1 protein-coding gene is annotated in these 2,341 nt (G+C 48.5%); it reads left to right on the top strand.

The window, feature by feature from the left end:
- On the top strand, positions 1 to 2,341 hold a 2,341-nt coding region (locus tag AB4507_RS03025; RefSeq protein ID WP_372182213.1), incomplete at both ends, for a cadherin-like domain-containing protein.

Below are 2,341 nucleotides of genomic sequence, written 5' to 3'. Positions count from 1 at the left end.
GTTAACCCAGTTAACGACCTGCCAGTCCCTCAAGATCAACAGTTCAGCGTTGAAGAAGACGGCACACTTATCTTCACTGATGCCGACCTATTAACAGGCGCTACTGACATCGAAGGTGACAACCTAACGGTTGAAGGTGTGACCTACGACGGTGGCGACGGTATTCTTACCGACAACGGCAACGGTACGTATACCTTCGCACCAAATGAGAACTTCAATGGTGACGTAAACTTCGGTTTTGATGTATCAGACGGCACCGATACAGTGTCAGCGAACATCGATGTGAGTGTTACAGCAGTTGATGATGCGCCAGTGTCTGGTGACTTAGCGTACTCAATCGACGAAGACGGTTCGATTCGTCTAAGCCAAGAGCAGCTTCTATCGCAAGCTTCTGACGTAGAAGGCGATGACCTGACAGCTAGCGACCTTACGGTTGGTGGAGATGCGACGGTTGTAGCTAATGATGACGGCAGCTTCACGATTACGCCAGATGAGAACTTCAATGGCGACATCGATATCAGCTTCGATATCTCAGATGGTACTAATACGGTTCAAGCATCAGCTGACCTAACCGTTAACCCAGTTAATGACCTGCCAGTACCTCAAGATCAACAGTTCAGCGTTGAAGAAGACGGCACGTTAATCTTCACTGATGCAGACCTGTTAACAGGTGCTACAGACATCGAAGGTGATAACCTAACGGTTGAAGGTGTGACCTACGATGGCGGCGACGGTATTCTTACCGATAACGGTAATGGCACATATACTTTCGCTCCGAATGAGAACTTCAATGGCGACGTAAACTTCGGCTTCGATGTGTCAGATGGTACCGATACGGTGTCAGCAAACATCGACGTAAGCGTAACAGCGGTTGATGATGCGCCAGTGTCTGGTGACCTAGCGTACTCAATCGATGAAGACGGTTCGATTCGTCTAAGCCAAGAGCAGTTGCTTTCTCAAGCGTCTGACGTAGAGGGCGATGACCTTACGGCGAGCGACCTAACGGTTGACGGTGATGCAACGGTCGTTGCGAACGATGACGGCAGCTTCACCATCACGCCAGATGAGAACTTCAACGGTGACATCGATATCAGCTTCGATATCTCTGATGGCACCAATACGGTTCAAGCTTCTGCAGACCTAACCGTTAACCCAGTTAATGACCTGCCAGTGCCTCAAGATCAACAGTTCAGTATTGCAGAAGACGGTACTTTACTGTTCACAGACGCGGATCTGCTTACAGGCGCGACAGACGTTGAAGGTGATAACCTAACGGTTGAAGGCATCACTTATGAAGGCACTGATGGCGTACTGACTGACTTAGGTGAGGGCTCGTACAGCTTCGCGCCAAACGAAAACTTTAATGGCGATGTGAGCTTTAGCTTCGATGTGTCAGACGGTACCGATACGGTGTCTGCAAACATTGATGTTAGCGTGACTCCTGAGAACGATCCGCCAGTTGCGGGTTCAACGTCTTACACGGTGAATGAAGACAATTCGATTACCATTTCTGACGCACAACTATTGGCAACATCTTCAGATATTGAAGGTGATGTATCGATAGACAGCGTAACTTACTCTGGTAGTGACGGTGTCCTTGAAATCAATGGTAACGGCACTTATACCTTCTCACCAAATGAGAACTTCAGCGGTGAAATTGCACTGGATGTGGTTGTTGCTGACGAAGATGGTGCGACGGACGCGACGACTGCGGGTATCAATGTTCTTGAAGTGAACGATCCGCCGGTTGCAGGCCCAACGTCTTACACCATTGATGAAGACTCAGTACTGACCTTCAGTGAGTCTCAAGTGTTGCTTAATGCCTCAGATGTAGAAGGGGATGTTGAGCTTGTTGGTATTAGCTACGATGGCCCTGAGGGTATCTTCTCAGTAAATGGTGATGGCACTTGTAGCTTCGCTCCGAATGAGAACTTTAATGGCCAAGTTCAGCTTGATGTCACCATTCGTGATGAAGATGGTGCAGAAGTGGAAACCGTCATCAATGTTGACGTATTACCAATCAATGATGCGCCAGTATCCGGTGATTTGGCTTACAACGTTAACGAAGATGGTTCAATCACATTGAGCCAAGTTCAGCTGTTGTCTCAAGCGTCCGATGTTGAAGGCGAAGACCTAACCGCGAGCGGCTTAACAGTTGGTGGTGATGCGACGGTTGTAGCTAACGATGATGGCAGTTTCACCATCACACCAGATGCGAACTTCAATGGTGACATTGATATCAGCTTCGATATCTCAGATGGCACCAACACAGTTCAAGCCTCTGCAGACTTAACCGTTAACCCAGTAAACGACCTGCCAGTGCCTCAAGACCAACAGTTCA

It is taken from the genome of Vibrio sp. 10N.222.54.A3, assembly GCF_041474095.1.
Lineage (GTDB): Bacteria > Pseudomonadota > Gammaproteobacteria > Enterobacterales > Vibrionaceae > Vibrio > Vibrio crassostreae_C.
This window is presented reverse-complemented; position numbering and strand designations above follow the sequence as displayed.